The organism is Clostridium sp. AM33-3, from assembly GCF_003480315.1.
Taxonomy (GTDB): Bacteria; Bacillota; Clostridia; order Lachnospirales; family Lachnospiraceae; genus Brotaphodocola.
This window is the reverse complement of record NZ_QUIV01000008.1, coordinates 38,244-61,078: the sequence shown is the minus strand read 5'-3', so window position 1 is coordinate 61,078 and position 22,835 is coordinate 38,244. Positions and strand designations below refer to the sequence as shown.

Annotated in this window: 24 protein-coding genes; 16 read left to right on the top strand and 8 right to left on the bottom strand. The window is 48.1% G+C overall.

The window, feature by feature from the left end:
- Positions 1 to 37: 37 nt before the first annotated feature.
- The gene (locus DW819_RS06575) at positions 38 to 973 is read right to left on the bottom strand and encodes a LysR family transcriptional regulator (RefSeq protein WP_207665299.1); all 936 of its coding nucleotides are present in this window, start codon (positions 971 to 973) and stop codon (positions 38 to 40) included.
- Between the two features lie 141 nt (positions 974 to 1,114).
- Here DW819_RS06575 and DW819_RS06570 point away from each other — a divergent pair, with 141 nt between their 5' ends.
- From DW819_RS06570 to DW819_RS06560, 3 genes are read left to right on the top strand one after another with little or no spacing between them, the layout of a single operon-like run.
- Positions 1,115 to 2,422 carry a CapA family protein gene (locus DW819_RS06570; protein ID WP_118531472.1) on the top strand — a complete coding sequence of 436 codons (1,308 nt, stop codon included), beginning with the start codon at positions 1,115 to 1,117 and terminating at the stop codon, positions 2,420 to 2,422.
- The gene (locus DW819_RS06565) at positions 2,423 to 3,805 is read left to right on the top strand and encodes a Na+/H+ antiporter NhaC family protein (RefSeq protein WP_243025656.1); all 1,383 of its coding nucleotides are present in this window, start codon (positions 2,423 to 2,425) and stop codon (positions 3,803 to 3,805) included. It abuts the gene before it with no gap.
- Positions 3,806 to 3,814: 9 nt separating this feature from the next.
- Positions 3,815 to 4,990 (top strand): M20 family metallopeptidase, encoded by a 1,176-nt coding sequence (locus tag DW819_RS06560; protein WP_118732605.1) that lies wholly within the window; start codon positions 3,815 to 3,817, stop codon positions 4,988 to 4,990.
- Between the two features lie 74 nt (positions 4,991 to 5,064).
- Here DW819_RS06560 and DW819_RS06555 read toward each other — a convergent pair whose 3' ends face one another.
- Both DW819_RS06555 and DW819_RS06550 read right to left on the bottom strand, forming a co-directional pair.
- Positions 5,065 to 5,412: a type II toxin-antitoxin system RelE/ParE family toxin gene (locus DW819_RS06555; protein ID WP_118531469.1), complete on the bottom strand. Its 348-nt coding sequence runs from the start codon at positions 5,410 to 5,412 to the stop codon at positions 5,065 to 5,067.
- A 3-nt stretch (positions 5,413 to 5,415) separates the two neighbouring features.
- Positions 5,416 to 5,661: a type II toxin-antitoxin system prevent-host-death family antitoxin gene (locus DW819_RS06550; RefSeq protein WP_118531467.1), complete on the bottom strand. Its 246-nt coding sequence runs from the start codon at positions 5,659 to 5,661 to the stop codon at positions 5,416 to 5,418.
- A gap of 242 nt (positions 5,662 to 5,903) precedes the next feature.
- On the opposite strand from DW819_RS06550, the gene DW819_RS06545 reads away from it, so the two are divergent.
- The 7 genes from DW819_RS06545 (at position 5,904) to DW819_RS06515 (ending at position 12,602) form a co-directional block, all read left to right on the top strand.
- Positions 5,904 to 6,860 (top strand): substrate-binding domain-containing protein, encoded by a 957-nt coding sequence (locus DW819_RS06545; RefSeq protein ID WP_118732604.1) that lies wholly within the window; start codon positions 5,904 to 5,906, stop codon positions 6,858 to 6,860.
- 204 nt (positions 6,861 to 7,064) lie between these two features.
- Positions 7,065 to 7,916: a phosphate ABC transporter permease subunit PstC gene (gene pstC, locus DW819_RS06540; RefSeq protein ID WP_118732603.1), complete on the top strand. Its 852-nt coding sequence runs from the start codon at positions 7,065 to 7,067 to the stop codon at positions 7,914 to 7,916.
- An 11-nt stretch (positions 7,917 to 7,927) separates the two neighbouring features.
- Complete coding sequence (gene pstA / locus DW819_RS06535) at positions 7,928 to 8,821, top strand: phosphate ABC transporter permease PstA (protein WP_243025654.1); 894 nt, start codon at positions 7,928 to 7,930, stop codon at positions 8,819 to 8,821.
- Between the two features lie 12 nt (positions 8,822 to 8,833).
- The gene (pstB, locus tag DW819_RS06530; RefSeq protein ID WP_118732601.1) at positions 8,834 to 9,583 is read left to right on the top strand and encodes a phosphate ABC transporter ATP-binding protein PstB; all 750 of its coding nucleotides are present in this window, start codon (positions 8,834 to 8,836) and stop codon (positions 9,581 to 9,583) included.
- Between the two features lies 1 nt (position 9,584).
- A complete protein-coding gene (gene phoU / locus DW819_RS06525) occupies positions 9,585 to 10,232 on the top strand; it encodes a phosphate signaling complex protein PhoU (RefSeq protein WP_118531462.1) in 648 nt (215 codons plus the stop codon).
- A gap of 13 nt (positions 10,233 to 10,245) precedes the next feature.
- Complete coding sequence (locus DW819_RS06520; protein WP_118732600.1) at positions 10,246 to 10,920, top strand: response regulator transcription factor; 675 nt, start codon at positions 10,246 to 10,248, stop codon at positions 10,918 to 10,920.
- The gene (locus DW819_RS06515) at positions 10,917 to 12,602 is read left to right on the top strand and encodes an ATP-binding protein (RefSeq protein WP_243025652.1); all 1,686 of its coding nucleotides are present in this window, start codon (positions 10,917 to 10,919) and stop codon (positions 12,600 to 12,602) included. Before DW819_RS06520 ends, DW819_RS06515 begins: the two co-directional genes overlap by 4 nt.
- A gap of 9 nt (positions 12,603 to 12,611) precedes the next feature.
- Here DW819_RS06515 and DW819_RS06510 read toward each other — a convergent pair whose 3' ends face one another.
- A complete protein-coding gene (locus tag DW819_RS06510; protein WP_118732599.1) occupies positions 12,612 to 13,472 on the bottom strand; it encodes a class I SAM-dependent methyltransferase in 861 nt (286 codons plus the stop codon).
- A 283-nt stretch (positions 13,473 to 13,755) separates the two neighbouring features.
- Between DW819_RS06510 and glf the strand changes: the two genes are divergently transcribed.
- From glf to DW819_RS06490, 4 genes are read left to right on the top strand one after another with little or no spacing between them, the layout of a single operon-like run.
- The gene (glf, locus tag DW819_RS06505) at positions 13,756 to 14,859 is read left to right on the top strand and encodes a UDP-galactopyranose mutase (protein WP_118732598.1); all 1,104 of its coding nucleotides are present in this window, start codon (positions 13,756 to 13,758) and stop codon (positions 14,857 to 14,859) included.
- A gap of 1 nt (position 14,860) precedes the next feature.
- Positions 14,861 to 15,853 (top strand): glycosyltransferase family 8 protein, encoded by a 993-nt coding sequence (locus DW819_RS06500; RefSeq protein WP_243025650.1) that lies wholly within the window; start codon positions 14,861 to 14,863, stop codon positions 15,851 to 15,853.
- Positions 15,850 to 16,848, top strand: a complete 999-nt coding sequence (locus DW819_RS06495) for a glycosyltransferase family 2 protein (protein ID WP_118732597.1) — start codon at positions 15,850 to 15,852, stop codon at positions 16,846 to 16,848. Before DW819_RS06500 ends, DW819_RS06495 begins: the two co-directional genes overlap by 4 nt.
- Positions 16,845 to 17,738: a glycosyltransferase family 2 protein gene (locus DW819_RS06490; protein WP_118732596.1), complete on the top strand. Its 894-nt coding sequence runs from the start codon at positions 16,845 to 16,847 to the stop codon at positions 17,736 to 17,738. Before DW819_RS06495 ends, DW819_RS06490 begins: the two co-directional genes overlap by 4 nt.
- 639 nt (positions 17,739 to 18,377) lie before the next feature.
- On the opposite strand, the gene DW819_RS06485 is transcribed toward DW819_RS06490, so the two are convergent.
- The 4 genes from DW819_RS06485 to DW819_RS06470 form a co-directional block, all read right to left on the bottom strand.
- Positions 18,378 to 18,920, bottom strand: a complete 543-nt coding sequence (locus DW819_RS06485; RefSeq protein WP_118732595.1) for an NADH peroxidase — start codon at positions 18,918 to 18,920, stop codon at positions 18,378 to 18,380.
- A gap of 104 nt (positions 18,921 to 19,024) precedes the next feature.
- Positions 19,025 to 19,420 carry a transcriptional repressor gene (locus DW819_RS06480; protein ID WP_118732594.1) on the bottom strand — a complete coding sequence of 132 codons (396 nt, stop codon included), beginning with the start codon at positions 19,418 to 19,420 and terminating at the stop codon, positions 19,025 to 19,027.
- A gap of 106 nt (positions 19,421 to 19,526) precedes the next feature.
- Positions 19,527 to 20,465, bottom strand: a complete 939-nt coding sequence (locus DW819_RS06475) for a LysR family transcriptional regulator (RefSeq protein ID WP_118732593.1) — start codon at positions 20,463 to 20,465, stop codon at positions 19,527 to 19,529.
- A complete protein-coding gene (locus tag DW819_RS06470) occupies positions 20,458 to 21,210 on the bottom strand; it encodes a phosphatase (RefSeq protein ID WP_347560180.1) in 753 nt (250 codons plus the stop codon). The genes DW819_RS06475 and DW819_RS06470 overlap by 8 nt, the downstream gene beginning before the upstream one ends.
- Positions 21,211 to 21,378: 168 nt before the next feature.
- Between DW819_RS06470 and DW819_RS06465 the strand changes: the two genes are divergently transcribed.
- Together DW819_RS06465 and DW819_RS06460 are read left to right on the top strand one after the other, a co-directional pair.
- Positions 21,379 to 22,104, top strand: a complete 726-nt coding sequence (locus DW819_RS06465) for a S1 RNA-binding domain-containing protein (RefSeq protein ID WP_243025648.1) — start codon at positions 21,379 to 21,381, stop codon at positions 22,102 to 22,104.
- Positions 22,105 to 22,169: 65 nt separating this feature from the next.
- Positions 22,170 to 22,832 (top strand): GTP pyrophosphokinase family protein, encoded by a 663-nt coding sequence (locus DW819_RS06460; protein ID WP_118732591.1) that lies wholly within the window; start codon positions 22,170 to 22,172, stop codon positions 22,830 to 22,832.
- The last annotated feature ends 3 nt before the right edge of the window (positions 22,833 to 22,835 follow it).

The window sequence follows — 22,835 nt, the reverse complement described above, 5'->3', positions numbered from 1 at the left end:
GCTTTTCAACGGTGTTTTTGACTTCATAAAGATGTACTCAGATTTTCGGAATTGCTGTAGAAATCTGTGAAATGTGAAGCAATCGGGCAATTTCCTTCTTTATAGTGTGGAAATATCTGCTTTCCATTACATGATCTAGGCATTCCAAATACCAGTTGATCTGAGTTGGTGTTTCGCTTAGAGAATAGAATGTAATATTGGATAACGATGGAAATGTATTAAGGTAGCTTCGAAATGTAAAGCAGCATCCGATTCCAGCAGATACATTTTGCATGGATATTTCCAGATTGTTTAGTGTAGAAAAATGGGAATAGTCAATGTTGTTTGCATTCATAAACTGAATTACAAAAGAATAGATATTTTGTGTTTTTCCCGGGAGAAAGATTTTTTCTTCTGGGATCTTTGTCAGATCTGTCAGTGGAAAACGTCCGTTCCCAAGATCTGTATTTTCCAGATTCCACACAGTAGGGCAGGCAAAAAGAAGTTCGTCTTTGCCTACAAAAATCTGTTGAAGTTTCGGCTTGTTTGGAATGGTAAGCAGAATCATGTCTAATTCCCCTTTATTGAGCATTTCACGCAGGCGTTCTGTCTTATCTACCGTTAAATGACATTCTAGGTCAGGAAAATTCGCTTTGAGTGATTCGCGTAGCGGAATCCATAGATAGGCGGCCGATCGCTTGTACATACCGATAGATATAGAGTTTTCTTTTTTGCTCTGGAGTTTCCCTAATTGTATAGAGAATTCCTGGTCAATTTCCAGAATTTTTTGGCAGCGTTCCAGGTACTTTTTACCAATATCAGTTGGAAAAAAGCGCTGCTGATTTCTATAAAATAAATCCACTCCAAGTTCTTTTTCAAGATGGTTGATATACATACTGAGCGCTGGTGCTGAAATATATAATTTTTCAGATGCCTCCCGGATGGTTCCATAGTTTGCCAGGGCGCATACATATTTTTCATCCTTTAGCCGCAAGGTAATCCCCTCCATTAAAATAAACAAATATAAATATGCGGATTAAGCTTTCCTTAATCTTAGATTAACATAATATACTGTTTCTATCAAGAAGTGTTTGTTACAATTGTAATATCAATTAGAAAAAAAGGGGGGATTCATTTGAGGACTGTATTTACTGCTTGCGGGGACGCACTGATCATGCATCGTCTTCCTGAAAATTATCCGGGTCAGATGCAGATTCAGGAGTATCTGAAAACGGGCGATTTTCGGATTGTGAATCTTGAGACCACAATCACTGACAAAAATTGTTATCCGTCTACATTTTCCGGTGGAACATGGCTGACAGCAGAAGCCCCAGTGTTGGATGATTTGCTGGACTTTGGATTTAACCTTTGGGGGATTGCCAATAATCATATGCTGGATTATTCGTACCCGGGCCTGTTCCAGACACTTTCAGCTCTTCGACAGCGAGGGATTGCCTTTACTGGTGCAGGAGAAAGCCTAGAAAAAGCATCCAAAGCGGCAATTGCAGAGTCTGCTGCAGGACGTACTGCGTTGATTGCACTTACATCCACGTTTGATGATTCTGCCAGAGCCGGTATCCAGGGACCGTATTTACCGGCCCGTCCCGGTATCAATCCCATGCGTTTTGAACAGAAATATTTGCTGAATCAAGCGCATATGGATCAATTGAAGGAAATAGCCGATGTCTGTAATGTAAATGTGAAAAATAAGCGCAGATTAAAAACGGGCTACAAACTTCAGGAAAGCAATGATATTTTTGAATTTAAAGATATGAAATTCTGCCTGAATGCTCAGGAAGGCAAAATCACGATACCTTCGACTGTGGATTTGAATCGAACGATCCGTGCAATTGAGGAATTGAAACGTGATGTGGAGCATGTTGTGGTTATGTTTCATTCGCATGAGATGAAAGACGATAATATGGAATCGATTGAGGATTTTGTTCAGGAATGCTCTCATGCGTTCATTGATGCCGGAGCCAGCCTGGTACTTGGAGGTGGCTGCCATCAGTTGAAAGGTATTGAACTATATAAAGGCAAGCCGGTTTTCTATTCCCTGGGCAATTTTATTTATCAGAATGAGTTCGTAGATGTTCTGCCCCCGGACTTCATGGATAAGTATAAGCTTCCGTACACCACCACTGCGCGGGAAGCGATTGCTTACCGAAAATCAAAGGCAAAAAACGGCGGACAGCAGTCAAAAGAAAACTTTCTGTCTGTGCTTCCGCGGGTAGTAATGGAGGGGGGGCAGTGTATTAGCATTGAGATGTTGCCGATTTCTCTTGGCTATGAGCAGGTACGGTCATTTAAAGCAATTCCGGGTCCGGCTGATGAAACTGACAGTAATCTTATTTATCAGACACTGGCACGGCTTAGTGAACCATTTGGTACGGAAATGTATATGGAAAACGGATTGATAAAAATAAGAACGGAGGAGAAGTAGATGAAAAAGTTCAAGATGCCCCATGCGTTAGTTATTATGGTCATGATTATTTTGCTGGCTGTTGTAATGACCTGGATTGTTCCTGCTGGTCAGTTTGCGCGTATTGAGAATGCGGAAGGCGTTAAAGTTGTTGATCCCACTTCTTTTCAGTATTTGGAAAGTTCTCCGGTCAGCCTGTTAAAGGTACCAAAGATGATCGTGGAATCCCTGATTTCCAAAATTGATTTGATGTATACGGTCATTTTTGCCGGTGCGGCTTTTCACATGATCGCGAAATCCGGCGCTCTGCAGGTTCTGGTTGGCTCTACTGCAGGGCAATTCCGTGGTAAGGCATATCTGTTTGTTCCTGTTATGACGGCTGCTTTTGCAGTAATTTGCTCTACACAGGCAGTGAACCATTTTATTGCATTTGCGCCTGTCATGGTTGTTATTGCTATGGGAATGGGATTTGATTCCATCGTTGGCGTCGCTATCATTCTGTTAGGCGGTGCAATTGGTTTTTCTACTGCAGGTCTGAATATTAATACGGCTGTGCTGGCCCAGAAGATTGCGGAAGTTCCAGTTTATTCCGGTTTACGTTATCGTGCAGTTTGCTTTGTTGTATTTTTGATTGTAACCTGTCTCTACCTGGTTAATTATGCCAGAAAGATTAGCAAAAATCCTGAGCTTAGCCCGGTATATGATATTGACCAGGGGCGGGAAGAACGGGTTGTAGATCTGACTGCTTTTGGTAAAATGGATTGGAGAAAAATCTGTATTCTTTTGGTTTTGCTGCTTTCTCTTGTTAGCCTGATTGTTGGCAATACGAAACTGGGCTGGGATCTGGAAGAGTATGCTGCCCTGTTTCTTGTTGTTGTTATTGTAGAAGGATTGTTGCTTGGGCTGACGCCATCTCAGATCGCTTCAGAGTTTATCAATGGTTGTAAGACCATGCTGGGAGCTGCATTTCTTATTGGCTTTGCCGGTACAATTGCTTCTGTATTAAAAGCTGGTGGTATTATTGATACGATTATTTTTGCCTCCAGTAATATGCTGAACCATGTGCCAAGATTTCTGTTGGGACCAGCGATGTTCCTGGTAAATGTACTTGTAAATCTGGTTATTGTTTCCGGAAGTGGTCAGGCGACGGCTGTTATGCCGATCATGGCGCCTCTTGCAGATCTTGTTGGTATTACACGACAGACTTCAGTTCTGGCATTTACGTTTGGAGATGGTTTCTGTAACTATGTTCTGCCACATTCCTCTGCTTTGATGGGTATTTTGGGTGCAGCAAATATTCCGTATGATCGCTGGATGAAGTTTATGTGGAAGCTGTTTTTAATTTGGTTGCTTCTTGGCAGTGTCTTGTGCTCGATTGCACAGATTATTGGTTATGGAGTATAAGGAGAATTTATGAAACAGAAAATAAAAGATTTTGTGCAGGAACTTCTGCCAGAACTGATGACCATGGCAGATGCCATTTACGACAAGCCAGAAATGGCATTTCAGGAAACATTTGCCTCCACTCTTCTGGAGGACTGGTTGGAGAGCAGAGGGTTTACCGTGCAACGTGGATTGGGTTCTCTAAATACAGCGTTTCGTGCAGAATATAACTGGGGTCATGACGGACCAAGAATCGGATTGCTCTGTGAATATGATGCACTTCCAAATGGGCATGCATGCGGACACCAGTTGCAGGGACCGGCAATTCTTGGAGCCGCAGCTGCCATAGCTCATCTCTTTAAAGAAAAGGACTTCACTTTGATTGTTTACGGAACTCCTGCAGAAGAAGGCAAGGGTGGTAAAGTGATCATGATGAAGGAAGGATATCTGAAAGATTTGGATATTGCGCTTATGATGCATGGGGGTCCAGCCACGCAGACGGATATTAAATCGATGGCAAAGATTAGTGCCACGGTTACTTTCCATGGAAAGAGTGCTCACGCTGCGTTGAAACCTGAAGCTGGACGCAGTGCGCTGGATGCGATGTTATTGTCTTTTCAGGGAATTGAGTTTTTGAGGGAGCATGTTCGAGAGGATAGCCGGATGCATTATGCCATTTCTAATGGCGGAGGCGCAATGAATGTTGTACCCGCGGAGGCTGCTGGTGAATATGGTCTGCGCTCTTACGATTCCACTTATCTGGATGAATTGATTCGTCGGTTTGAACTGGTTGTCAGAGGTGCGTCCATGATGACAGAGACAACTTGTGATATTTGTTATCATCAGCGTATTGAAGGAAAAATTCCGGCAAAGAAATTGAATGCATTGCTCATGGAGAATGCCGTTTTATATCATGCTCCAAATTGTAAGCCGGATAGAGAAAAAACAGGATCTACAGATTTTGCAAATGTTATGCATGAGATTCCTGGCGCATGCATTCGGGTTGCTTTTGTTCCAGAAGGAAGTTCCTCCCATTCACAGGAGTATCTGGATTGGGGAAAGACACCGCAGGCATACCGAGCCATCGCTTTGGGGAGCCAGATTCTAGCTGCAACAGTGTATGATCTTCTGGATGATGAGGAGAAGTTCCGTGCTGTTCAGGATGATTTTGCTTATCAAAAGCAGTTAGCAATAAAAAACAATTAGTTTAGTTTTGCAATTATAGGCCCATGAGGCCGCAGCAAATGCGGCTTCGCGGGCCTATAATATTTTGTGGAAATTTATGATTCTTTCCAGTAAGAATCGGAATCCGAAGAATTGGATATTCCAAAAAGAATTTGAATGAAATTCTGCTGTTCATTTAACACACGCACTATTTTGATGCTTTGTTTTTCAATGCGGTAGAACACATAGTTTGGACCGGCAACCAGATAACGATAATCGGAGGCTACAGCAAGTAAGTCGCGCAATGGCGGTCCCGAATGTGGAAAAAGTTCTAGTTGGCGGATTGTTGATGCTAATTTTTTGATTTTATTGCTGGCAACGGACATACCAAAATTTTCTTCGATGTATGCTTTTATTGTCTGCAAGTCATGCAGTGCCTGCGGTGTATATTCTAACAGATACATATGTTATACTCCCAAAAGTGCTTCTACCTGATCAGCAGAAAGCCATCCGTTTTCACGGGCTGATTTTTCCCCCTGCTCCAGATGGGCAAGTAGTTGTACAGCAGCTTTCAATTTATCAAATTCTTCGATTTTTACAATGGCAAATTCGCCGCGTCCATTGCGGGTCAGAAAAACAGGATGGTCTTCCTGAACTTCTTTTAAAACCTCAGTATAATTTCTTAAATCGGATATAGGTTTAATATTCGGCATGATTTCACCTCCCGTCATTTTCTGTTTTTATTATATGTAATACTTACAAACTTATCAAGTAAATTCGCATGTTAATTTACAGCAATTCTATTTTACACCGATTTTACATTCCCCCTCTTTTTGATTTTACATTCGGATTTTACAATGCAGTTGTGGTTGAGAGATGGAGAACATGAAAGCCACGATAACATAGAACGTAATAAAGAATATTCATAAACAGAGAGAAGAGGAGAGAACGTATTATGAAGAAAACATTAGCAATGGTATTAGCAATGGGTATGACAATTGCAAGCCTGACAGCATGCGGCGGAAGCAAACCGGCAGAGACTACCGCAGCAGCAACCGGGGCACAGACCGAGGCAGCAAGTTCTGCGGCTGACACTAAGACAGAGATCACTGAGCCGGCCGGCGGCAAGGCAGAGGGACCGATTACCGTAGTTTCCCGTGAGGATGGTTCCGGTACCAGAGGCGCATTCATCGAACTGTTTGGCATTGAGAGCAAGAATGATGCTGGCGAGAAGGTAGACAACACCACCGAGGATGCTGAGATCACCAACAGCACCTCCGTTATGATGACCACCATCGCAGGCAATAAGGGTGCTATCGGATATGTTTCCCTGGGTTCCTTAAATGATACCGTAAAGGCAGTTGACATCGACAGTGCCGAGGCAAGCGTCGATGCAATCAAAGCTGGCGAGTACAAGGTAGCACGTCCGTTCAACATTGCAGTAAAAGATGATTTAAGCGATGTTGCATCTGATTTCATTACCTTCATCATGAGCGAGGATGGCCAGAAGGTGGTTGAGGACAACGGTTATATCAGCCAGGGCAATGAGGGTGCTTACACCGCTTCTGGTTTAAAGGGCAAGGTTGTTGTTGCAGGTTCTTCTTCCGTAACCCCGGTTATGGAGAAACTGAAAGAGGCTTATGCAGCTGTAAACCCGGATGTGGAGATTGAGGTTCAGCAGTCTGATTCCACCACTGGTATGACTTCCGCAATCGAAGGTGTCTGTGATATCGGTATGGCATCCAGAGACTTAAAGGACAGCGAGCTGGAAGCCGGCTTAACCCCGACTGTCATCGCTATGGATGGTATTGCAGTCGTAGTCAACAACGAAAGCCCGGTTAGCGAGCTGACTAGCGAGAACGTAAAGGACATCTTCACCGGCGAGATTACCGATTGGGCAGATGTTCAGTAAGCAGTAACAGCAAGACACCTGAAACAGATGGTCTGCTGTAGAATCGCAGTAGTTTAGAAAGAAAACAAACAGGGCAGCAGGGCGACATCGTTGAAGCGCGGCGCAGACCGTAACGAAGAACCGGCTGCCCTGTCTGACTGTAAGGCATGCGGAAAGATAAAGGTTGCATATCTTCCGCTTTTATAAGGAAAGAAAGTGAGAACCATGAAAAATCTGAAAGAACAGCTGATGCACGCGGTATTTTTACTCAGTGCCTGCGTGTCCATTCTGTGTGTTGCCATGATCTGTGTATTCCTGTTCGCAAATGGTATTCCGGCGATCGGAAAGATCGGAGTCCTGAACTTCTTAACCGGCGAAAAGTGGAAACCGGGCAATAACCTCTTTGGCATCCTGCCGATGATCTTAGGCAGCATTTACGTGACGGCCGGTGCCGTCATCATCGGAGTGCCGATTGGCATTCTGACTGCAGTCTTTATGTCGAAGTTTTGTCCGAAGCCGGTGTACAAGGTAGTAAAGCCGGCAATCGATCTGCTGGCAGGAATCCCTTCGGTTGTATATGGATTCTTCGGTATGGTTGTGATCGTACCGGTCGTATCTCAGCTTTTTGGCGGAAGCGGAAAGAGTATGCTGACCGCATCGATCCTGCTCGGTATCATGATTCTGCCGACCATCATCGGTGTTTCGGAATCTGCCATCAATGCAGTGCCGTCCAGCTACTATGAGGGTTCCCTGGCACTGGGAGCCAGCCATGAGCGCAGCGTATTCTTTGCAACACTCCCGGCAGCAAAATCCGGTATCCTGGCCGGTGTGATTCTGGGTGTGGGCCGCGCCATCGGCGAAACCATGGCCGTCATTATGGTAGCCGGAAACCAGGCACGTATGCCGAAGGGTATCCTTCAAGGTGTCCGCACCATGACTGCCAACATTGTTCTGGAAATGGGCTATGCAACGGACTTACACCGGGAAGCGCTGATCGCCACGGCGGTAGTTCTCTTTGTATTCATTCTGATCATTAACCTGTCGTTTTCAATCATCAGCAGAAAGGCGAATGCATAATGGAAGCAGCTATGGAAAAGAAAAATATGGAAATTCAGGCAATCAACCATCAGACCATTGGTCAGCGGTTGAAATCCTATAAACGCAGTCCGCTGTCACTGGTGCTTTTACTTCTGGTATCGGTATCTGCACTTCTGACAGTGCTGACACTGCTGTTTTTAATCGCGTATATTCTGATCAAGGGAATCCCCTATCTGACTCCGAGCCTGTTCGCATGGGAATACACAACGGAAAATGTATCCCTGATGCCGGCTCTGGTCAACACGATAGTCATGACAGGGCTTTCTCTGCTGATCGCAGTTCCTCTCGGCATTTTCGCAGCCATCTACCTGGTAGAATATGCGAAGCGCGGCAACCGGCTCGTGAGCATCGTGCGGATTACCGCTGAGACCCTGACCGGTATTCCTTCTATTGTATATGGTCTGTTTGGATTTCTTTTATTTGCCGTGGCACTGGGCTGGTCTTACACCATCCTGGGAGGTGCCATGACGCTGGCGATCATGATCCTTCCGACGATCATGAGAACCACGGAGGAGGCTCTCAAAGCTGTTCCGGATTCTTACCGGGAAGGAAGCTTTGGCCTTGGAGCCGGACGTCTCCGCACCGTTTTCCAGGTGGTTCTGCCATCAGCAGTGCCTGGAATTCTGGCAGGTATCATTCTGGCAGTCGGCCGTATTGTAGGCGAGACTGCGGCACTGATGTATACAGCGGGAACCGTTGCAGGTATTCCATCCAACCTATTCGGCTCAGGCCGTACTCTGGCAGTACACATGTATGTGCTGACCAATGAGGGACTTTATACCAACCAGTCCTACGCCACCGCAGTTGTCCTGCTGGTGATCGTAGTCTGCATCAACGCAGTATCCGGATTTATCGCAAAGAAAGTGTCCGGAAAGGCTGCTTAAAAGGAGAACAAAATGGATAAGCTCACAATCAGCAATATGGAATTGTATTATGGCGATTTTAAAGCCTTAAAAGGAATTAATCTGAACATCCAGACCAATGAGATTACAGCTTTTATCGGTCCGTCCGGCTGTGGTAAATCCACCTTATTAAAATCCCTGAACCGCATGAATGACCTGGTCGAGGGCTGCCGCATCACCGGAAGCATCCTCTTAGACGGTGAGGATATTTACGGAGACATGGACATCAATCTTTTGAGAAAACGGGTTGGTATGGTATTCCAGAAACCGAATCCGTTTCCAATGAGCGTTTATGACAATATTGCCTACGGCCCGCGTACCCACGGCATCCATTCCAAGGCGCAGCTCGATGACATTGTAGAGAAATCCCTGCGTGACGCGGCAATCTGGGATGAGTTAAAGGACCGACTGAAAAAGAGCGCCCTCGGACTTTCAGGAGGACAGCAGCAGCGTCTGTGTATCGCGAGAGCCCTGGCTGTACAGCCGGAGGTGCTTTTGATGGATGAGCCGACCTCTGCACTGGACCCGATCTCCACATCCAAGATTGAAGACCTTGCAGTAGAACTGAAAAAAGACTATACTATCGTCATGGTAACCCATAATATGCAGCAGGCAGCACGAATCTCCGACAAGACCGCGTTCTTCCTGATGGGTGAAGTGATCGAGTTCGGTGAGACTGAGCAGATTTTCTCCATGCCGAAGAATAAGAAGACAGAAGATTACATTACGGGGAGGTTTGGTTGATATGCGCAATCGATTTGATGAACAGTTAGAGCTTTTGAATGTTGAGTTGATCCGTATGGGTGCTCTTTGTGAGGATGCCATTTCCTATGCATCCCGTACCCTGATGGGAGAGGGGGATTTTGCGGAAGAGGTCTACAAAGTCGATCATGAGATCGACCAGAAGGAGCGCGATATCGAGAATCTCTGCATGCGGCTGCTTTTGCAGCAGCAGCCAGTGGCCAAGGATCTGCGCCAGGTTTCCTCAGCTCTGAAAATGATCTCTGATATGGAACGAATCGGCGACCAGGCATCGGATATTGCCGAGATCTGCGGCTTTGTGGATGACCGCGAGGCAAAGAGCCGTCTTCATATCCGTGATATGGCAGACGCTACCATGCGCATGGTGACCCAGAGCATCGATTCCTATGTAAAGCGTGATCTGAACATCGCAAAAGAAGTGGTTCAGTATGACGATGTGGTCGATGAGCTTTTCGGAAAGGTAAAACAGGAACTGATCGGCATGCTGGGTTCCGGAAATATTGATGAAAAACAGGGTGAATTCTGCATTGACATGCTGATGATCGCCAAGTACTTTGAGCGGATCGGAGATCATGCAACGAATATTGCAGAGTGGGTGGAATATTCCATCACGGGAACCCATCTGGAATAGAAGGAGAACAGAAATGATCTATCTGGTTGAAGACGATGAAAGTATCCGGGAACTGGTAATCTACACTTTGCAGACCACAGGACTTACGGCAAAGGGCTTTCCCTGCGCAAAGGATTTCTGGAATGCCATGAAGCAGGAATATCCATCCCTGGTGCTTCTGGATATTATGCTGCCCGACGAGGACGGCCTGACCATCCTGAAAAAGCTTCGGGATAATGGTCCGACCAGGCGCCTTCCGGTCATCATGCTGACTGCAAAGGGAACCGAATATGATAAGGTGGTAGGGCTGGACAGCGGTGCCGATGACTATATACCAAAGCCATTTGGCATGATGGAGCTGGTATCCAGAGTACGTGCGCTTCTGCGCCGGACCGAGCCGGAAAAACGGGCGGACAGCTGTGAGGCCGGCGCCATCCATGTGGATTTAAACCGGCACGTGGTCATGGTTGACGGTCAGATCGTCAATCTCACCTTCAAGGAATTTGAACTGCTTTGTTATCTGATTGAAAACAAGGGCATGGTCTTAACCAGAGATCAGCTGTTATCCAAAATATGGGGTTATGATTTTGACGGAGAAACCCGCACGGTGGATGTCCATATCCGGACATTACGACAGAAGATTGGCGAGGCCAGCCGCTGCATTGAGACCATCCGCGGAGTCGGCTATAAGCTGGAGGATGAAACATGAAAATCAAAAGAAAAATCTACTGGAATCTGTGTCTGGTAGCGCTTTTGACCATGGTTGTATCTGCACTGATCACAGCGCTCCTGTTATGCCAGGATCTGCAGACCCAGATGCGTCATTCCGTTATGACGGAGGTCCGTTATCTAGAATCTGCCATGGAGGTGTCCGGAGAAGATTACCTGGCACACTTAAAGAGCCGCGGAGACGGTAACAGTGAGAACCGGATCACCTGGGTCGCTCAGGACGGTACGGTGCTCTATGACAGCTTTGCAGACAGTGAAAGCCTTGAAAATCATAAAGACCGGCCGGAGATCGCTGCGGCATTCAAAAACGGCCGGGGACAGAGCGTCCGCACATCCAGAACCCTTGCGGAGCAGACCTATTATTACGCAGCCCGCTTGAGCGATGGAAGTGTGATCCGGGTAGCAAGTACCACAAAAAGCGCACTGGCCACGGTCTTTCATACCGTTCCGGTCATGATCGCCATGGGTATTCTCATTGTGTTTGGTGTGCTGATCCTGGTGGAGCTTCAGACAAAGCGGATCATAGCACCGATCAACAAGATGGATCCGGACAATCTGCAGGCCGGTGAGGTTTACGATGAGCTGGCTCCGCTGGTACGCCGCCTGGAAAAGCAGAAAGAAACCATCCGCGGGCAAATGCAGATCCTACGGGAAAAGCAGGAGGAATTCTCTGCGATCACGGAAAACATGCAGGAGGGCTTTCTTGTTGTGAACAGCAGAGGCGATGTCATGTCCTACAATAAGAGTGCCACGAGGCTGCTGGGAATTCCGGTGGAGCAGACAGAGGATCACAAGGCCAATATCAATATCATCAGCCTCAACCGATCTGAGAAATTCCGACAGGTGGTAGACGGCGCCTTAAAGGGTTCCCACTGCGAGCAGATGCTGGATGTGGGTAACCGCCATTATCAGATCATTGCCAATCCGGTTGCAGAGTCAGAGGAAAGAAGCGGTGCGGTGGTCGTCATCCTCGATGTCACCGAGCAGCAGAGCCGGGAAGAGCTTCGCCGGGAATTTACCGCCAACGTCTCACACGAGCTGAAAACTCCGCTCACCTCAATTTCCGGATATGCCGAGATCATGATGAACGGGCTGGTTCAGCCGTCCGATATGGGCCGTTTCTCGGGCAAGATCTATCAGGAGGCGCAGCGCCTCATTACCCTGGTGGGTGATATTATCCGCCTGTCCCAGCTTGACGAAGAAAAAGCCCAGCTGGAAAAGCAGCCGGTGGATCTGCATATGATCGCATCGAATGTGATAAAACGCCTGCAGGATGTAGCAAAGAAAAATCAGATCACTCTGATGCTTACCGGAAAGCCGACGGTAGTAAACGGCAATCCGCAGATCCTCGATGAAATGATCTACAATCTTTGTGACAATGCCATTAAGTATAACAAACCGTTTGGTGAAGTGGAGGTTAATGTGTCTATGGCCAAAGAACATCCGGTGCTGACTGTAGAGGATGACGGCATCGGTATTCCGGTGGACGACCAGGCCCGTATTTTTGAGCGCTTCTACCGGGTAGACAAAAGCCACTCCCGCCAGATCGGAGGAACCGGTCTGGGACTCTCCATTGTAAAGCATGGAGCCATTTACCATAAGGCGAAGGTGGAGCTTAAGAGCGCACTGGGCGAAGGAACCACGGTGCGAATCGTATTCTGAAATTGTAATTTATTTCTCCCACCGTCCGGATGCGCCGCATGGCAGCACCAGACCGGTTTCGGTGACCGGAAGCCCGATTTCCTGGGCATCTACGTGGCCTCCGAATTTCGGAACGATCTCGGTGCTCATCATGTAGGTGAGGACTGCCGGAGCCAGGCCGGTGGTGTAGGAGTTGATGAGGAAGAAGAGCGGGTCATCGGATAAGAGCTGTGCGCACAGCTTTACCAGCGGATGGATCGCGTCCTCGATTTTCCAGATCTCGCCTTTCGGACCGCGTCCGTAGGATGGAGGATCCATGATGATGGCATCGTAATGGTTGCCGCGGCGGATCTCGCGTTCTACAAATTTTACACAGTCATCTACCAGCCAGCGGATGGGTGCGTCACTTAAGCCGGAGGATGCGGCATTCTCTTTTGCCCAGCCGACCATGCCCTTGGAGGCATCTACATGAGTCACGGAAGCGCCTGCCCTGGCAGCGGCCAGGGTTGCTCCGCCGGTGTAGGCGAACAGATTCAGTACCTTAACCGGACGTCCTGCATTGCGGATCTTGTCACCGAACCAGTCCCAGTTGGCAGCCTGCTCCGGGAACAGTCCGGTGTGCTTGAAGCTGAATGGCTTTAAGTTGAAGGTAAGGCCTTTATAGCCGATGGTCCACTGCTCTGGAAGATCAAAGAATTCCCATTCGCCGCCGCCTTTGGCACTGCGATGATAGTGTCCGTTCATGTGCTTCCAGCCTCTGTGGGTCTTTGGGGTATCCCAGATGACCTGTGGGTCCGGGCGCACTAAAAGGTATTCGCCCCATCTTTCCAGTTTTTCTCCTTTTGAACAGTCAATGACCTGATAATCTTTCCAGCCATCTGCTAACCACATATATTTTTCCACCTTTCGTAGTTGGTTATCACATTTTTGTTTGTTGCTTCGGGATTTTTCCCGGAATCGTTGGTTTTCCTGCGAAAGCGGCAGGAACTCCTAACAATTATAGCAGTAAAACGTTGTGGTGTCCATGAAATTAGTGCCCCCTGAAATTTACTTTTTGGCAAAGCTATAGTATAGTAGAAATCAGAGAAAACAGACGGTTCTGAAGAAATCGGAGATTTGTCCGGCAGAAGCGGAAACCGGTCAGACTAGAAGAAAGACAAGGTGGACGAGAGTTATGAAGAAATATGATTATGTACTGGTTGGAAGCGGACTTTATGCAGGTGTCTGGGCGTACGAGGCAAAGAAACGTGGAAAAACCTGTCTGGTTGTGGAAAAACGCGATCATATCGGCGGAAATGTGTATTGCGAGGATGTAGAGGGGATTCATGTGCATCGTTACGGAGCACACATCTTCCATACCAGCGACCGTCAGGTGTGGGATTATGTAAATAATCTGGCTGAATTCAACCGCTACACCAACAGCCCGGTAGCCAATTACAAGGGCGAGATGTACAATATGCCGTTTAATATGAATACCTTCAGCAAGATGTGGGGCATCAGCACTCCGGCAGAGGCAAAGGCGATCATAGAGGAGCAGAAGAAAGCAGTGACCGGTGAGCCGGGAAACCTGGAGGAGCAGGCCATCAGTCTGGTAGGAACCGATATCTACCAGAAGCTGGTAAAGGGCTACACCGAGAAGCAGTGGGGACGTGACTGTAAAGATCTTCCGGCATTTATCATCCGCAGGCTCCCGGTACGTTTTACCTATGACAATAATTATTTTAACGATCTGTACCAGGGCATCCCGATCGGTGGCTATAATGTGATCATTGACAAGCTGTTTGAAGGCTGTGACATTGAAACTGGCGTGGATTATCTGGAGCACAGGGAACATTATGATGCGCTGGGTGAGACTGTGGTATACACGGGAACCATTGATGCCTATTATCAGTATCAGTTTGGCAAGCTGGAGTATCGCAGCCTGCGATTTGAGTCCGAGGTACTGGAGGAGGAGAATCATCAGGGTGTGGCTGTGGTTAACTATACAGATCGGGAAACTCCGTATACCCGTGTGATCGAACACAAGCATTTTGAGTTTGGTACCCAGCCGAAGACCGTTATCACCAGAGAGTACCCGGCCGACTGGAAAGAGGGCATGGAAGCTTATTATCCGGTGAACGATGAAAAGAACCAGGCGCTGTACCAGCAGTATGCGGCATTGGCTGAGAATGAGAATCACGTGATTTTTGGCGGTCGGCTGGCAGAGTATAAGTATTATGACATGGATAAGGTGATCGCATCTGCGCTGAAGCGCACGGCGGAATGCATGGGGGAATAGTATGAACCGGGAATGTATGAATGTGGTTTACGCCTCGAATGACGGATATGCCAGGCATCTGGGAACATCCCTCTATTCTCTGCTGGATAAGAACCGGGATTTTGCGGAGATTGCTGTCTATGTGCTGACCCTGGGGCTTTCGGAGGAAAATCAGGAGAGGCTTCGGGAAATCGCAGAGTATTTTGGGCGAAGACTGTTTTTTTTAAACCTGGATGATCTGCGGGAGCGCATAGGCTATGAAGTGGACACAGGCGGCTTTGACATCAGTATCATGCTGCGTCTCTTTATGGGGGATATGCTGCCGGAAACCGTGGAGCGGGTGTTATACCTGGACTGCGATACGGTGGTGCTTCAGTCTTTGAAACATCTGTGGAAAGAGAATCTGGAGGGAAGCATTGTGGGGGCGGTGATGGAACCCACGATTTATGAGACAGTGAAGGAATCCATTGATCTGGGGGAAGAGGATCCCTATTATAATTCAGGGGTTCTTCTGGTCGATCTGAAGCAGTGGCGGGAGCAGGAGATCCAGAAAAAGCTTCTGGAGTTCTGGAAGAGCAGGGGCGGAAAATTGTTTGCCAGTGATCAGGATGTGATCAACGGTACGCTGAAAGGACAGATTCATACCCTGATGCCGCGTTACAACTTCTTTACGAATTACCGGTATTTTTCCTACCGGGAGCTGATGCATCTGGGAAAGACCTACAAGGCCGTGACACCGCGGGAGCTGCAGATTGCAAAGAAGCATCCGTCTATCATCCACTATATGGGAGATGAGAGACCCTGGATTGCCGGCAATCTGAATCATTACCGCAGGGCTTATGAACTGTATCTGGCAAAGACCCCTTGGGCGGGAGCCGAGAAGGAACACGGAAAACGCACCTATATGCTGGCATACCACATGCTGGATTATGCAACGGCCATCTGCCCGCCGGTACGCCGTATGGTGAGCCGGAAGCTGGGCATGAAGCTGGTGGAACGGAGGAAGAAATCATGATAACAGTTTTGATGGCAACGTATCAGGGAAGGCAGTATCTTGAGCAGCAGCTAGACACGATCCTGGCTCAGACTGTGCCGGTAAAGATCCTGATCTCCGATGATGGCTCTGATGACGGAACCCGGGAAATGCTGGAAAATTATGCCGGATGGTATCCGGAGCAGGTGGTTCTGCATCACAGAACAGAGCATCCAGGTGGTGCGGCAGGAAACTTTTTCTGGCTGATGCAGGAAGCCCTGAAGGATGAGAAAAATGAATATATCCTGTTCAGTGACCAGGATGATGTCTGGGAGAATGATAAGGTCAGCGTGATGCTGCACCGGATGAAGGTGCTGGAAAAGGGACTGGGCAGACAATGCCCGATCCTGCTGTATTCCGATATGGAAGTGGTGGACGAAGAGCTTTATGAGATCAGTCCCAGCTTTGCGGCGTATACCCATCAGGACCCGGACCGCAGCAGCTTTGCGGAGCTTCTGGTGGAAAATCAGGTGACAGGCGGAGCCTCCATGATCAACCGGGCGCTGCTTATGCGCTGCGCGAAGGCACCGGAGGTTTGCTGCATGCATGACTGGTGGATCGCCCTGACCGCATCCTGTTTTGGTATCATCGAATTCATGCCGAGGGCACTGTCCAAATACCGCCAGCACGGAAATAATGTGCTGGGCGCAAAGGATGCAGGCAGCTTTGGAGAAATGAAAGCACGACTGGGACGCGGCAAAGAGGTAGAACAGAATTACCGCCGGATGTTAAACCAGGGCATTGCTTTCGGCCGCCGGTTCTGGAAGGACATGGACAAGGTACAGCGCATGACGCTGCGGGCATTCCTGGCGTTGCCGTACCAGTCAGCAGCAGGGCGGCTGAAGAATATCCGTTACAATCACTTCTATAAAAACTCCGTATTACAGACGCTGGCTATGTGCATGACAATCCCGAGGGCGGAGAAGATGCGGCAGCCGAAATGTGAGCAGGCTGTGGGACAGGAGCAGGAAGCATGAGTATGCAACTGAGCTGTGTGATTCTGAATTACAACGATGCGGAAACTACCGAAAAACTGGTGAAGCAGATTGCGGATTACGATGTATTGCACCAGATTATTGTAGTGGACAATGCCTCCACGGATGATTCCCTGGAGCGGTTGAGAAAACTGGAGTTTGATGCAAATGCAAGTCAATCCTGCAAAGTCCGTGTGATTTCCGCCGACCACAACGGCGGCTACGGCTCTGGCAACAACCTCGGTGTCCGCTGCGGCGCGGAACAGGGTGCAACCCATGTTCTGATCGCGAATCCGGATGTGGTATTTTCGGAGCAGTCCCTAAAAGCCATGCTGGCAGTTTTTGCCCGTCATCCGGAGGTGGGAATCGTGACCACCCGGATCCGTGACGCGCGGTTTCCGAATCTGAAAAACGGCTGGCCGCTGCGCAGCTTCATGCGGGAACTTTTGAGCATGGGTCCGGTGAGCCGCCGCCTGTTAGGAAAGACGTTTGACTACCCGGATTCCTGTTTTGCAGGCCGGAGTGCCGTATATGTGGGTGCCGTGCACGGTTCCATGCTGATGGTGGATACAGAAAAATTTCTGGAAGCTGGAGGCTATGATGAGGGAATCTTCCTCTACGAGGAAGAGCAGGTGTTGGGCCGCCGGATTCAGAATGCCGGTTACCGCAGCGTGCTTTTATTAAACCAGCACTATGATCACGAACATTCCACTTCCATCAGCAAATCTTTCTCCGATGCCATGAAACGTCAGCGGCTGCGGGAGAAGAGCACCCTTTACTACATGAGACACTATCTGCATATCAGTCCGCTCCAGGAGCAGATCGCGAAGCTCTGGTTTGCCGGGATCCGGATGGAAATGCAGGTGGCGAAGCTTGTGGGAATAAAAATTTAAAGAATAACTAATAGAGTCCGAAGGTTCGGTCAGACCATACAGAATAAGCAGATGCTGTGAAATTTTGTACTTCATTCGCTCCGCCGCCTATTGCCAGACCTGCGAGCAAAACTCGCGTGCTCTGCACGCTCAGACAATGCTCTCCGGTCTGGCGCTATGCTCGCTCATGAATCTGCGAACGCGTCACTGGCGCGTTCTTGATATGCAATGCAAGAAAATTCCAACGCATCTGCTTATTCTGTATAGTCTGACCGAACCTTCTACTGTATTGGTTATTCTACGATAATAATAAACGCAGCCAGAACGTTGCTGACGAAAGCCTGTAAATCCGGCTTTTATCTGATAGTAGCGTTCTGGCTGTGTTTTCTTTTTATGGAAGAGTTAATATGGGCTGCAGTTACTTTTTTGTAGTGGAGTCAATACAGCAGGAAGTGAATGAGACCGCTTTCCGGGATTTTCAGCATATCAGGTGTTTGCATCTTGAACACACGTGTACGAATGCAGCGGATGTAGTCCGATGCAGGCGAACGCGTGTTGTGAGAGCAAGCAAACAACGATATGTGAAAATAGAGGAAGGCGGTCTCATTCTCTTCCGGACCTTTATTAGTTCCGTCTAATTGCTATTTGGAAATCAGGCAATTAACCGAAGTATCTCTTTAACAGGCCCTCAAATGCCTTGCCGTGTCTTGCCTCGTCTCTTGCCATTTCATGAACGGTATCATGGATTGCGTCGAGATTTGCTGCTTTTGCGCGCTTAGCCAGGTCAAATTTACCCTCGGTTGCACCGTGCTCTGCGGCAACTCTCATCTCCAGGTTCTTCTTGGTGGAGTCGGTAACAACCTCACCTAACAGCTCTGCAAACTTTGCAGCGTGCTCAGCCTCTTCGTAAGCTGCCTTCTCCCAGTAAAGGCCGATCTCCGGATAGCCCTCTCTGTGAGCAACTCTTGCCATAGCCAGGTACATACCTACCTCGGAGCACTCACCCTCGAAGTTTGCTCTTAAATCTGCCAGGATATCTTCGCTGACGCCCTGAGCAACGCCTACAACGTGCTCTGCAGCCCATACCATTTCGCCTTCCTGCTCTTTAAACTTGGAAGCAGGTGCCTTACATACCGGGCAGAATTCCGGTGCAGCGTCTCCCTCGTAAACATAACCACATACTGTACAAACCCATTTCTTCATGACTTTTCTCCTTTACATGTGAATATTTGATATGGTTTTGGCCCGGATACCGGTACTGACCTGCCGGTATCTGTCCGTGATGCTCTGTGTAACCTGTGTGATACTTAATGGCCTTCCTTCTGAAAGCAGTTCGCGCAGCGTCCGAAAAAGAAGACAGTGTGGTCTTCAATCTGGTCTGCGGTACAGCTCTGTGCTTTCTGGTCGATGTCGGCAAGCGGTTCCATGGGAAGGTCTGTGACAGCACCGCAGCTTCTGCATACAAAGTGGTAATGCAGGCTGGTATCTGCGTCAAAGTGGTCCTTTCCATCTCCAAAGGCGAGCTTCTGTGCCTCTCCCAGTTCTACAAGAAGGTTTAAGTTTCGGTAAACCGTACCGAGACTGATGTTTGGGAACTCCTCGCGAATGCTTGCGTATACGGCGTCTGCGGTTGGATGATCCTTGCGGCTCATAAGACTTGCTTTGATGGATTCCCTCTGACGACTGTATTTTAATGTCTTCATGGCAGCTCCTTTTCATCAATAAATAATAGTAATAATTACTATAATTGAATTATAGCAAATGCGGAGCAGGATGTCAATCCTTTTCTCCGCATTTGCTATAAAAATTTTATATCATTTTCTTTGCCGTTTGTATGAATTCTTTGGTAGCCTGTGACATATAATGACCCTTGTGGTAACCGATGGCCAGAACGCCGTGAGCCTTTGGATGATCCAGGGAATAGAAGTTTAACGGACCCTGTCCGTTTTTCAGTTCCTCGATCTCAGCCTGTCCGGAGATGAACATGCGTGGATAGAAGGTGATGCCCATGCCTTTTTCAGCCAGGGCCAGCACCGTCTGGATATTCTCGGTTTCCAGCACGATATTCGGCGTGATCTGTGCTTCTTCGAACATTTCGTCTGCGATAGTACGGACGCGGTTTCCCTTGTTGATCAGAAGAAATGGGCAGCCGGCCAGAAGCTTTAAGTCCGTGTGTTCTGAAAGCTGTTGTTTTATCTCCTTTAAGCGGCCCGGGAACGCATGCTCCAGCACAATGTCAGGAACAGCCAGCAGGATTTCCTCTTCACAGATTGGTACGGTTTCGACATTTTCTACTTTAAAGGGAAGCATGTCAATGATCAGGTCAATATTTCCGTGGAGCAGGTCATTTGCCAGCTCGGAGGAATTGCCCTCCACCAGCTTCAGGTCGATATTCGGAAAGCGGTCCTTAAAGACCGGCAGGATTTCCGGCAGGATGACGCGACCTCTGGTGTGGGAAAGCCCCAGGGTGAGCTGACCCACAGAGAAGTCCTTGATATCGGAAAGCTCGCGGTAGGTCTCGTCCCGCAGCTCCAGCATTTGTCTGGCCTTAGCCTTTAGTGCCTGACCGGCATAGGTCAGGGTCAGGGGCGTAGTGCGGTTGAAGAGGATGACATCGAATTCTTTTTCCATATTAGAGATATGGTTGCTTAAGGATTGCTGGGAAATGAACAGCTTTTTGGCAGCCTTGGTAAAGTTCAGCTCCTCGGCGGCTACCAGAAAATATTCCAGGTTTAAAAAGTTAATCATGTGCCTGACCTCCCAGATAGAGTGTTTTACGTAAATACGGGATATACTCCGCAGCTTTTTCAATGGAGGTGTTTACGACCAGCTCCTCCGGGAAGCCAATCTCATCAAAAAGTGCCTGTGCGCGGGTGTGATTTCCAACGTCGGCATCGCTGTGCGCGTCACTGTCCATAATGACAGACACCTTGTACCTGCGGCACAATTCCAGCATCGTGATATAATTCTCTCTTGCATTTAAACGATGGCATTCCGGGTGCAGGGAGCTGGAATTGACCTCCAGAAGCACATGGTGCTCTTTTGCGGCGCAGACCAGGGTTTCGTAGTCAATGGGGAAGCGGCCATCATCCGGATGACCGATGATCTGGACCGCCGGATTTTTCATGGCGCCGAGATAGGCAGCTGTGTTCTGTGCTGTGGTCCCGCTGTCATAGCAGGGTTCATGGATGCTGGCAACTGCATAGTCTAAGCCGGCAAGATAGCGCGGCTCAAGGTCGACATTGCCTTTGTAGTCGATGATATTCAGCTCACAGCCAAGCATCAGCTTTACTCCGAACTGTTCCCGGGGAACAACCCTGAAATTGATGAAATAAAACGGATGGCAGGCGCCGGGAATGCGGGGGGCATGCTCGGTTATGCCAAGGAGCCTTACTCCCTTTTCGGAAGCGGAACGGATCATCTCCTGCATGGTGTTGTAGGCGTGACCGCTCATGATCGTATGGGTATGAAGATCTAAAATATCGTGGATCATAGTCATTTCTCCTGATAAAAATATCGTGTACAAACTAATAGAATTATAACACGCTTTCCGGCCAAAAACCAGAAAACTATAGCAAATCTATAGCAAATTCGCAGGAAATATGGTAAAGTTATTATTATGGAATCGTTCCATGCCGGAACGGGAAAAGGAGTAAACATTATGAGTGAAGTAAAAGAAACAATGGAAGATTTTGCCAGCGAGCTGGAAGCATCTTATAAGGAATATGACGCACGCCGCAATAACGCATATCAGGATCAGGAAGGTCCGGATGCTGAGAAGTGGGCAGAGCTTGCACAGCAGATGGAAGACAAGACCGTTTTAAAGGTAAAGGTAAAAGAGGCAGTTAAGGGCGGTCTGGTAGCCTATGTTGATGATATCCAGGGCTTTATCCCTGCATCCCAGGCAGCAGATCATTACATCGAGAAGCTGGAGGATCTGGTCGGCCAGCATCTGGAGGTAGTTCCGATCACCGTTGACATGGAGAAGAAGAGACTGGTTCTCTCCGCAAGAGCCGTCCTTCAGGAGAAGAAGGCTGCTGAGCGTGCTGAGAAGCTGGCCGCTGTTGAGGTTGGCTCTGTTGTGAATGGTACGGTAGACAGCTTAAAGGATTACGGCGCATTCGTAAATCTGGAAAATGGTTTAAGCGGACTCCTGCATGTATCCCAGATCAGCAATCAGCGTATCAAGCATCCGGGCGTTGTATTAAAAGAGGGCCAGAACGTGACGGTAAAGATCACCGGCGTCAAAGACGGTAAGATCAGCCTCAGCATGAAGGCACTGACCGCAGAGGGTGAACCGGAAGAGCCGGTTGAGAAATTTGAGTACAAAGAGACCGGTGAAGCAACCACCGGACTGGGAGCACTGCTGAAGGGCCTGAAGTTCTAAAAATTTTCATCCGGCTGAAGTGCATCAATCGTTACTGTATATGGTAATCAAAGGAGGGATAGATATTGGTATATATCCCAAATGCCTACAGTCAGCTGGATCAGTGGAATTCTGTGATGTTTCTGTATGAATCAGCACTGAAGGCAATCAATACAAAAATCGAGATCTTAAACGAAGAGTTCATTCACATGTATGGGCATACGCCCATTGAACACATCAAATCCAGGGTGAAGACCCCGGACAGCATCGTCAAGAAAATGAAGCGCAATGGCTATGAGGTGACCATCGAAAACATGGTAGAAAAGCTCAGCGACATTGCAGGCATCCGCATCATCTGTTCCTTTAACCAGGATATTTACCAGATTGCGGATATGATCGCACGCCAGAAGGATGTTACAGTCCTCTATGTGAAGGACTATATCCGTAAGCCAAAGCCAAATGGCTATAAGAGCTATCATATGGTGGTGACCATTCCCATTTATCTGACGGAGGGTCCGGTAGAAACCAAGGTGGAGATCCAGATCCGAACTATTGCGCAGGATTTCTGGGCCAGCCTGGAGCATAAGATCTATTACAAGTTTGAAGGAAGCGGTCCGGACTCTCTGCAGGCTGAACTGAAGGCATGCGCCGATATGGTAGATATGCTGGACGCAAAGATGTTTTCTTTGAATCAGTCAATCTTGGAGACCCGAAGGGCTCAGGAGGATGAACTGGAACCGAAAGAGTAATTT

Bases quoted from the DNA above. Each gene is read 5' to 3' on its own strand.
- DW819_RS06500 (WP_243025650.1), top strand. From the start codon at position 14,861: ATGAACCGGGAATGTATGAATGTGGTTTACGCCTCGAATGACGGATAT.
- phoU (WP_118531462.1), top strand. From the start codon at position 9,585: ATGCGCAATCGATTTGATGAACAGTTAGAGCTTTTGAATGTTGAGTTG.
- glf (WP_118732598.1), top strand. From the start codon at position 13,756: ATGAAGAAATATGATTATGTACTGGTTGGAAGCGGACTTTATGCAGGT.
- DW819_RS06475 (WP_118732593.1), bottom strand. From the start codon at position 20,465: ATGATTAACTTTTTAAACCTGGAATATTTTCTGGTAGCCGCCGAGGAG.
- DW819_RS06510 (WP_118732599.1), bottom strand. From the start codon at position 13,472: ATGTGGTTAGCAGATGGCTGGAAAGATTATCAGGTCATTGACTGTTCA.
- DW819_RS06480 (WP_118732594.1), bottom strand. From the start codon at position 19,420: ATGAAGACATTAAAATACAGTCGTCAGAGGGAATCCATCAAAGCAAGT.
- DW819_RS06470 (WP_347560180.1), bottom strand. From the start codon at position 21,210: ATGATCCACGATATTTTAGATCTTCATACCCATACGATCATGAGCGGT.
- DW819_RS06495 (WP_118732597.1), top strand. From the start codon at position 15,850: ATGATAACAGTTTTGATGGCAACGTATCAGGGAAGGCAGTATCTTGAG.
- DW819_RS06550 (WP_118531467.1), bottom strand. From the start codon at position 5,661: ATGCCGAATATTAAACCTATATCCGATTTAAGAAATTATACTGAGGTT.
- DW819_RS06555 (WP_118531469.1), bottom strand. From the start codon at position 5,412: ATGTATCTGTTAGAATATACACCGCAGGCACTGCATGACTTGCAGACA.
- DW819_RS06515 (WP_243025652.1), top strand. From the start codon at position 10,917: ATGAAAATCAAAAGAAAAATCTACTGGAATCTGTGTCTGGTAGCGCTT.
- pstA (WP_243025654.1), top strand. From the start codon at position 7,928: ATGGAAAAGAAAAATATGGAAATTCAGGCAATCAACCATCAGACCATT.
- DW819_RS06565 (WP_243025656.1), top strand. From the start codon at position 2,423: ATGAAAAAGTTCAAGATGCCCCATGCGTTAGTTATTATGGTCATGATT.
- DW819_RS06465 (WP_243025648.1), top strand. From the start codon at position 21,379: ATGAGTGAAGTAAAAGAAACAATGGAAGATTTTGCCAGCGAGCTGGAA.
- DW819_RS06490 (WP_118732596.1), top strand. From the start codon at position 16,845: ATGAGTATGCAACTGAGCTGTGTGATTCTGAATTACAACGATGCGGAA.
- pstB (WP_118732601.1), top strand. From the start codon at position 8,834: ATGGATAAGCTCACAATCAGCAATATGGAATTGTATTATGGCGATTTT.
- DW819_RS06545 (WP_118732604.1), top strand. From the start codon at position 5,904: ATGAAGAAAACATTAGCAATGGTATTAGCAATGGGTATGACAATTGCA.
- pstC (WP_118732603.1), top strand. From the start codon at position 7,065: ATGAAAAATCTGAAAGAACAGCTGATGCACGCGGTATTTTTACTCAGT.
- DW819_RS06520 (WP_118732600.1), top strand. From the start codon at position 10,246: ATGATCTATCTGGTTGAAGACGATGAAAGTATCCGGGAACTGGTAATC.
- DW819_RS06560 (WP_118732605.1), top strand. From the start codon at position 3,815: ATGAAACAGAAAATAAAAGATTTTGTGCAGGAACTTCTGCCAGAACTG.
- DW819_RS06485 (WP_118732595.1), bottom strand. From the start codon at position 18,920: ATGAAGAAATGGGTTTGTACAGTATGTGGTTATGTTTACGAGGGAGAC.